The organism is Burkholderia sp. 3C, from assembly GCF_054589155.1.
Map to the genome: position 1 here is coordinate 52,880 of NZ_BAAILN010000148.1, position 7,642 is coordinate 60,521.

Consider the following 7,642-nt stretch of genomic DNA (forward strand, 5'->3'; position numbering starts at 1 on the left):
GACCGTTTATAATCGTCCGATAGTCTCGAAAGACAAGCTAACCCGAGCCGGACGAAGCCGCCGCATCCTCATGCCGCGCCCGCTCGTCCGGCACATTCAGGGCCGGACGACACATGGAAGCGAAACCTCCCCGCCGCACGCGTGAACGGATCCTCGAGCTGTCGTTGAAGCTGTTCAACGAAATCGGCGAACCGAACGTCACCACCACCACGATCGCCGAGGAAATGGAAATCAGTCCAGGCAACCTGTACTACCATTTCCGCAACAAGGACGACATCATCAACAGCATCTTCGCCCAGTTCGAGCAGCAGATCGAACGGCGACTGCGCTTTCCCGAAGATCACCGTCCGACCATCGACGAAACCTGGTCGTACCTGCAATACATGGCCGATTTCATGTGGACCTACCGGTTCCTGTATCGCGACCTGAACGACCTGCTCGCCCGCAACCGCACGCTCGAAACCCACTTCAAGCAGATCATCAGCCACAAGGTGCGCTTTGCGCACGACATGTGCGATCTGCTGGTGTCCGACGACGAACTGGTGGCCACGCCAGCCGAAATCGACGTGATCGCCACCAACATGGGCGTGATCTCCACCTACTGGCTCTCGTATCAGTACGTCATGCATCCGCGCAAATACAACGATCAGGATGCGATCCGCGACGAACTCCATCAGGTCAGCATGCACGTGATCTCGGTGATGGCGCCGTATCTGCGCGGCCGCTCACGGCAGATCTTCGACGATCTGGTGTCGGGCAAGCTGCCCAAGCGCGAGTTCCACGATTTCCTGCCGCCGCGCGGCGCACCGAAGGAAGTGAAATCATGAAATCGGTGTGCGTGTATTGCGGTTCGTCGCCGGGCGTGCGCCCGGTATATGCCGAGGCGGCGCGCGGGTTCGGCCGGGCGCTGGCCGACGCCGATCTGACGCTCGTGTACGGCGGCGGCCGGGTCGGCCTGATGGGGATCGTCGCCGATGCGGTGCTGGCCGCCGGCGGCCGTGCGGTCGGCGTGATCCCGAAGCTGCTGCTCGACAAGGAAGTCGGCCACGTCGGCCTGACCGAATTGCACGTGGTGCCCGACATGCATCACCGCAAGAAGATGATGGCCGACCTCAGCGATGCGTTCGTCGCGATGCCGGGCGGCGCGGGCACGCTCGAGGAATTCTTCGAGGTCTATACCTGGGCGCAGCTCGGCTATCACCGCAAGCCGGTGGCGCTGCTGAACGTCGAGGGCTTCTACGATCCGCTGGTCGCGATGCTGCGTCATACGGTGGACGAGGGTTTCATGGCCAACACCTACGTCGAATCGCTGTGCGTCGACGCCACGGCCGACGGCATGCTCGATCAGTTGCGCCGCTACGTGCCGCCGCTGCGCGACAAGTGGACGCCGGTGGCCGACGCGCCCTGAGCCCGCTTCGATCCGATCCCGCGAGGCCGGCGCCGCGCCGGCCTCGTTCGCTTTATCCTCCTGCTTTCCTGTCGTCCCCCTGCGGTTCGCCGCCGTGACGTCGCGCGCCGATCCGCCCATCACGGAGCCGCCTGTCATGTCCGATTCGAAACATCCTGTCGTCCTCATCACCGGCGCGAGCCGCGGCATCGGCGCGGCCACGGCGCGGCTCGCCGCCGCACGCGGCTGGGCCGTCGGCATCAATTACGCACGCGATGCGGCGGCGGCCGACGCGCTCGCGGGCGAGATCCGCGACCAAGGCGGCCGCGCCGTGACGATACAAGGCGACGTGGCCGCCGAAGCCGACGTGATCGCGATGTTCGACACCGTCGAGCGCGAGCTCGGCCCGCTCGACGCGCTCGTCAACAACGCCGGCATCGTCGCGCCGCCGCTGCCGTTGGCCGACATGGACCTGGCGCGGCTCACCCGCCTGTTCGACGTCAACGTGCTGGGCGCCTACCTGTGCGCGCGGGAAGCGGCGCGCCGCTTGCCGACCAATCGGGGCGGACGCGGCGGCGCGATCGTCAACGTGTCGTCGCTGGCGGCGCGGCTTGGCTCGCCGAACGAATACGTCGATTACGCCGGCTCGAAGGGCGCGGTCGACACGCTCACGCTCGGCCTGGCGAAGGAACTGGCGCCGCACGGGGTGCGCGTCAACGCGGTGCGGCCCGGCCTGATCGATACCGAGATCCATGCCAGCGGCGGACAACCCGATCGCGCCGAGCGGCTCGGCGCGCAGACGCCGATCGGCCGCCCGGGGCGCGCCGACGAGGTGGCCGAAGCCATCGTCTGGCTGCTCGGCAGCGCCGCCTCTTATGTAACCGGCACGCTGGTCGACGTCGGCGGCGGACGCTAACCCACATACCGGGCCGGCGCCCGCCGAAAGCGGGTTCCGCAGCCCAATCATCAGACCTCGCCCGCTCCCCGCCCTTCCGGGCCGGCGTTTTTTGCCACGCTTGTGTCGCAAAAGCCACACCCGCAAACGTACAAATCACAAAACAACACACACGCCAAAAAAACTCACAGAACGGCCATAGTTTTCGTAACAGGCCGTAATAAAAACGTGCTTAACTAGCGTCCATCGCGGTCCTTCACTGCGGCAATCCGCCCCCCACGGCAGCGTTAATCATCCGGCCGAAGCAGCCGGCTGACTCACCGACTTTTGAGACGTTTTTCGATGCAGGGACCTACTGCTCCCGGCGGCCCGCGCTCGTCCGCACGTGCCCCGATCCGTCATGTCGCGCTCCATCAGGGGGCGTCGCAAGCCGCCAATGCCGCCGCGCTGGGCGGCGGCCTGCCGTTGCCGGGCGACGCCGCGCATGCCGGCGCCTGGCCGAGCGGGTTCGCGCGCGCGAACTGGCGCGTCTGGCTGCTGGTGATCGCGATCGCCTGTGCCTATCTGCTGCCGGGCGTGGTCGGTCACGACCCGTGGAAGCAGGACGAAACCTATACGTTCGGCATCATCCAGCACATGCTGGACACCGGCGACCTGGTGGTGCCCACCAATGCCGGCCAGCCGTTCCTCGAAAAGCCGCCGATCTACGACTGGACGGCCGCCGCCTTCGCCTGGCTGTTCGGCCGCTACCTTCCACTGCATGATGCGGCGCGTCTCGCGAGCGCCCTGTTCGCCGCGCTCGCGTTCGGCTTCACCGCGCGCGCCGCCCGTATCGCCACGCGCGCGCCGCGCTGGCTCGACCTGCGCGTGATCGGCCCGGTCGCGTTGTGCGCGGGCACGCTGGTGGTGGTCAAGCATGTCCACGACATGATGACCGACGTGGCACTGATGGCCGGCGCGGCGATCGCCTTCTCGTCGCTGCTCGAACTCGTGACCGAGCGCGTCGCGGGCCGGCCCGCCAGCCGCTTCGCCGCGCCGGGCTTCGGCGCGGGCGTGGGTATCGCGCTGCTGGCCAAGGGGCTGTTCGTGCCGCTCGTGTTCGGTGCGACGCTCACGCTCGTGCTCGCGCTGTATCCGGCCTGCCGCAACCGCGCGTTCTTCCGCTCGCTCGGCGTCGCCGCGCTGGTGCTGGCGCCGTTCGCGCTGATCTGGCCGACCGCGCTGTTCCTGCGCTCCGAATCGCTGTTCATGACCTGGTTCTGGGACAACAACGTCGGCCGCTTCTTCGGCTTTTCGGTGCCCAACCTCGGCGCCGAAAACGACAAGCCGCTGTTCATCTGGCGAGCGCTGCTGACGGTCGGCTTCCCGGTCGGCCCGCTGGCCGCCTATGCGCTGCTCGCGGGCCGCTGGCGCGCGTGGCGCGACCCGGCGGTGACGCTGCCCGCGCTGTTCGGCGGCATCGGCATGATGGTGTTGCAGATGTCGGCCACCTCGCGCGAGCTGTACATCCTGCCGTTCATCGCCCCGCTGGCCCTGCTCGCGGCCGCCGCGCCCGAGCGCATGCCGCTGCGCGCCGCGATGCTGTGGGATTACGCGAGCCGGTTGCTGTTCGGCTGCGTCGCCGTCTATGCCTGGTATGTCTGGTCGATCATGACGTCGGCGCACGCCTCGCGCGCGTCGATCCACTGGCTCGGCCGTTGGTTGCCGCTCGACTGGACCGCGCCGCTGGACCTCGGGTTCGCCGCTGCCGGGCTGGTGCTGACGATCGGCTGGCTATGGGTGCTGCCGTGGCTGCGCGCCACCGGCAAGTGGCGCGGCGCGCTGTCGTGGGCGGCCGGCGTGGTGCTGGTCTGGGGGCTGATCTTCACGCTGCTGCTGCCGTGGCTCGACGTGGCCAAGAGTTACCGCTCGGTGTTTCTCGATCTCGACGCGCATCTGGCCGAGCAATGGAACGAAGGCGACTGCATGGCCAGCCTCGGGCTCGGCGAATCGGAAGCGCCGATGCTGCAATACTTCACCGGCATCGAACATCGCCCGACCGCCAATCCGGCCAGCACGAAGTGCACGTGGATGATCGTGCAGGGCCTGCGCGCCGTGACGCCGAAGATCGACGACGAGTGGGACCTGTACTGGACAGGCGCTCGGCCCGGCGACAACGAAGAACTGCTGCGCGTGTACGTCCGCACGCCGGACGACAACTGACACCAGGCTCGCGCAGGCGAGAAAAAAGGGCGCCGGGCTGCTTGCCTGGCGCCCTTTTTCGTTGGGCGATGCCGTGCCTCCGGAATCAACCGGGCCGGTTGCGCATCCAGTCGGCCGTGTCGTAGAACGACACCATGAGCCGCTCGCGCAACGCCGCGTCGAGGCCGATGTCCTCCATCGCCCAGGCCATGCAGCGCAGCCATTGATCGCGCTCCGAGCTGCCGATCGGGAACGGCAGGTGCCGCGCACGCAGCCGCGGATGCCCGAAGCGGCTCACGTAGTGATCGGGGCCGCCGAGCCAGCCGCACAGGAACCAGAAGGTCTTGTCGCGCGAGCCGTCGAGAGAATCGGGGTGCAGCGCGCGAATGCCCGCGAACTCCGGTTCGAGATCCATCAGGTCGTAGAAGCGGTCGATCAGCTCGCGCACGCGCGCCTCGCCGCCCACCAGCTCGAATGCGCTGGGCTTGGCCTGCGCGCCGTCATCGGTTACATCGTCGGTCATACGGAAATCCGGCAAAAAGCGCAACGATACCGCAGCGGCGCGCTCAGGCGTCGCGCAAGGTATGCAGCGCCGGGCGCGACAGCACGTTGCGCAGGCTCCACCAACCGGCCGCCGCCGCGCAAACGACGCCCGCCACGATGCCGGCCGGCACCACCCACGGGTTGATCGCCATCTCGAACGAAAACACCTGGGTAGCCAGCACCCAGCCGATCGCCAGCGACCCCACCGCCGCGCAAGCGCCCGCGATCGTACCGACGATCACGAACTCCGCGCGCTGCACCGCGCCCACCTGCCTGCGCGACGCGCCGAGCGCGCGCAGCAGCGCCGCCTCGCGCATCCGCTCGTCGCGGCTGCCGGCCAGCGCCGTGTACAGCACCAGGATGCCGGCCGCCAGCGTGAAGCCGAACAGCATCTGCACCGCGCCCACCACCTGCAGCAGCACGCGCTGCAATTGCGCGAGGATCGGCGCCACGTCGATCGCGGTGATGCCCGGCTGCTGCGCGATCAGCCCGTCGATCACGCCCGAACGGCCGGGCGGCAGATGGAAGCTCGTGATGTACATCGCCGGGAAATCGCTCAGCGCGGCCGGCGGCATCAGCACGAAGAAATTGACGCGGAACGTGCCCCAGTCGAGCTTGCGGATGCTGGTGACGGGCGCCTCGATGGTCAGCCCGGTCACGTCGAAGCGCAGCGTGTCGCCGAGCTTCACCTTCAAGGTCTTGGCGAGCCCGGCCTCGATCGAGATCTGAGGCTTCGGCGCGGCGCCGAACCAATGGCCCTCGACCACGCGGTTGTCGTCGGGCAGTTGCGTCGTGTACGACAGGTTGAACTCGCGATCGACCAGGCGGCGAGCGTTCGCGTCGGGGAAGCTGTCCGGGTTGACGGTCTTGCCGTCGATCGCGATCAACCGGCCGCGCACCATCGGTTCGAGCGGTGCATCGTCGATGCCGTGCGAGGCGAGGTAGCGAACCACGCCGGGCCGCTGATCGGGCTGGATATCGATCAGGAACTGATTCGGCGCGTCGGGCGGCGTGGATTTGCGCCAGCCGGCCACCAGGTCGTCACGTGTGATCGAGATCAGCAGCAGGCACATGAGGCCCAGCGCCAGCGCCGTGATCTGCAGCGCGCTGGCGGTGCCGCGCCGGTGCAGCGAGGCGATCGCGTAACGCCAGCCGAGCCCCGCGCCGACGCGCGCGTCGCGCACCGCGCGGGCCGCCACGAACAGCGTCGCGCGCGCCACCGCCGCGAACAGCACCAACCCGCCCGCGAAGCCGCCCGCCACGATCAGGCCGAGCCGCAGGTTGCCGGCCGCGACGATCAGCAGCGCCGCGAACAGCACCACGCCGAGGCCGTAGCCGAGCCACGCGGTACGCCCCGCCTCGCCCCATTCACGGCGCAGCACGCGCACCGGCGGCACACGCGTCAGCGGCCACAGCGGCGGCAACGCAAAGCCGAGCAGCAGCACCAGCCCCGCGCCGACGCCGATCAGCGCCGGTGCGATGCCCGGCTGCGGCAGCACCACGTCGATCAGGTTGCCGAGCGCGGACAGCAGCGCAAGGTGGCCGAGATAGCCGAGCGCCGCGCCGAGCACGCCCGACACGATGCCGATCGCGACGAATTCCAGCGTAAACAGCCCGGCCAGCGTGCGCTGGCTGGTACCGAGGCAACGCATCGCCGCGCAGCCGTCGAGATGCCGGCGCATGTAGCGCTGCGCGGCCATCGCGATGGCGACGGCCGACAGCAGCGCCGTCAGCAGCGACACGAGCGTCAGGAAATGGCGCGCACGGTCGAGCGTCTCGCGCACCTGCGGCTGCCCTTCCTGCAGCGATTCGAGCGCGACGCCGCGCAGCTTGCCGCCGTCCACGCGCTGGTGCGCGAGCGCCGCGAAGCGCGCGACGGCCGGATCGGGGCCGGCCACCAGCAGGCGATAGGTGACGCGGCTGCCGTAACCGATCAGCCCCGTCGAAGCCAGTTCGTCCTGACGCAGCATCAGGCGCGGCGAGAAACTGACGAACGAGAAACCGCGGTCGAGTTCACGGGTGATCGCCGCCGACACGCGGAAGTCGCGCAGGCCGACACGCACCACATCGCCGATCTTCAGGTGCAGCGCGTCGAGCAGGGCCGGATCGGCCCACACCGTGCCGGGCGCCGGAATCGTGGCGGTGGCGCGGCCCGGCGCGTTCGGCGCGGCCGCGATCTCGACCCGGCCTCGCAACGGATAACCGTCCGACACGGCCTTGACGGCTGCCAGCCGCGACGGCGCATTCGCGCCGGTGCCGCCCACCATGCTTGGGAAAATCGCCGTGGAGGCGGTGGAAAGGCCGTCCGCGCGTGCGGCGGCCGCGAAGGCCGGATCGACCGGATGATCGGCGCGCACCACGAAATCGGCGCCGAGCATCTGGCGCGCGTCGCGCTCCAGGCCGTGACGCAGCCGGTCGGACAGGAAACCCACGCTGGTCAGCGCCGCCACGGCCAGTACCAGCGCCAGCACCAGCAGCGTCAGCTCGCCCGAGCGCCAGTCGCGCATCGTCATCCGGATCGATTGCCGTACCAGCTCGCCCGGCGTCAGACGTGCGCCGCGCGCGGCGCGCCCTGCTTCATGCTGCGTGGTCAATCCTGCTTGCCTCCGAGTGAATTGAAGCGCGACACCATGTGA

Annotated in this window: 6 protein-coding genes; 4 read left to right on the forward strand and 2 right to left on the reverse strand. The window is 68.7% G+C overall.

Annotated elements, in window-relative coordinates:
• The first annotated feature begins 113 nt into the window (after positions 1 to 113).
• From ACYP33_RS30470 to ACYP33_RS30485, 4 genes are all read left to right on the forward strand, one after another.
• Positions 114 to 827, forward strand: a complete 714-nt coding sequence (locus ACYP33_RS30470; protein WP_414442662.1) for a TetR/AcrR family transcriptional regulator — start codon at positions 114 to 116, stop codon at positions 825 to 827.
• Entirely contained in the window at positions 824 to 1,408 is a 585-nt protein-coding gene (locus ACYP33_RS30475) for an LOG family protein (protein ID WP_414442663.1), read from the forward strand. Before ACYP33_RS30470 ends, ACYP33_RS30475 begins: the two co-directional genes overlap by 4 nt.
• A 136-nt stretch (positions 1,409 to 1,544) precedes the next feature.
• The gene (locus tag ACYP33_RS30480; protein ID WP_459624989.1) at positions 1,545 to 2,303 is read left to right on the forward strand and encodes an SDR family oxidoreductase; all 759 of its coding nucleotides are present in this window, start codon (positions 1,545 to 1,547) and stop codon (positions 2,301 to 2,303) included.
• A 321-nt stretch (positions 2,304 to 2,624) separates the two neighbouring features.
• On the forward strand, positions 2,625 to 4,484 hold the full coding sequence (locus ACYP33_RS30485; RefSeq protein WP_459624990.1) for an ArnT family glycosyltransferase: 1,860 nt from the start codon (positions 2,625 to 2,627) through the stop codon (positions 4,482 to 4,484).
• Positions 4,485 to 4,569: 85 nt separating this feature from the next.
• Here the strand turns inward: ACYP33_RS30485 and ACYP33_RS30490 are convergent, their stop codons facing one another.
• Both ACYP33_RS30490 and ACYP33_RS30495 read right to left on the reverse strand, forming a co-directional pair.
• Positions 4,570 to 4,986: a group II truncated hemoglobin gene (locus ACYP33_RS30490; RefSeq protein ID WP_459624991.1), complete on the reverse strand. Its 417-nt coding sequence runs from the start codon at positions 4,984 to 4,986 to the stop codon at positions 4,570 to 4,572.
• A gap of 43 nt (positions 4,987 to 5,029) precedes the next feature.
• Positions 5,030 to 7,555, reverse strand: a complete 2,526-nt coding sequence (locus ACYP33_RS30495) for an ABC transporter permease (protein ID WP_459625030.1) — start codon at positions 7,553 to 7,555, stop codon at positions 5,030 to 5,032.
• Positions 7,556 to 7,642: the final 87 nt, after the last annotated feature.

Excerpts from the sequence above, each read along its gene's own strand:
- ACYP33_RS30470 (WP_414442662.1), top strand. The coding sequence starts at position 114 with ATGGAAGCGAAACCTCCCCGCCGCACGCGTGAACGGATCCTCGAGCTG.
- ACYP33_RS30475 (WP_414442663.1), top strand. The coding sequence starts at position 824 with ATGAAATCGGTGTGCGTGTATTGCGGTTCGTCGCCGGGCGTGCGCCCG.
- ACYP33_RS30480 (WP_459624989.1), top strand. The coding sequence starts at position 1,545 with ATGTCCGATTCGAAACATCCTGTCGTCCTCATCACCGGCGCGAGCCGC.
- ACYP33_RS30485 (WP_459624990.1), top strand. The coding sequence starts at position 2,625 with ATGCAGGGACCTACTGCTCCCGGCGGCCCGCGCTCGTCCGCACGTGCC.
- ACYP33_RS30490 (WP_459624991.1), bottom strand. The coding sequence starts at position 4,986 with ATGACCGACGATGTAACCGATGACGGCGCGCAGGCCAAGCCCAGCGCA.